Below are 269 nucleotides of genomic sequence, written 5' to 3'. Positions count from 1 at the left end.
CCGCGGTCTCAGCTTGGCATCGTAACCGCTCATGAGTCCGCTGTGAACCACTTCGGCTGCAGCCGCCTTGGCCCAACTAGCCAATTCGGCACGGTCTTGGAAAGCAGCCAGCACAGCCTCCGAATCCATGGCCTCTACCATTGGGGAAACCTCAGCGAACTTTAACGCTCTTGCGAAAATAACCATCGCCTCCTGTCTGGAGATCAAGCCATTCGGCAAAAAGGTCCCGTCGGCATAACCGTGTATGAGTCCGCTTCCGCTTGCCGCCG

General features: G+C 57.6%; 1 protein-coding gene. It reads right to left on the bottom strand.

What is annotated here, in order from left to right; genetic code table 11:
• Positions 1–269: S-layer homology domain-containing protein (locus WDW90_RS39580; RefSeq protein ID WP_336493054.1), on the bottom strand; the 269-nt coding region annotated here is incomplete at both ends.

Origin of the sequence: Methylobacterium nigriterrae (genome assembly GCF_037106235.1) — a bacterium.
In the GTDB taxonomy this organism is placed as follows: Bacteria; Pseudomonadota; Alphaproteobacteria; order Rhizobiales; family Beijerinckiaceae; genus Methylobacterium; species Methylobacterium nigriterrae.
Note: the sequence above shows the minus strand (reverse complement) of the source record. Positions and strands in the feature narration are given on the sequence as shown.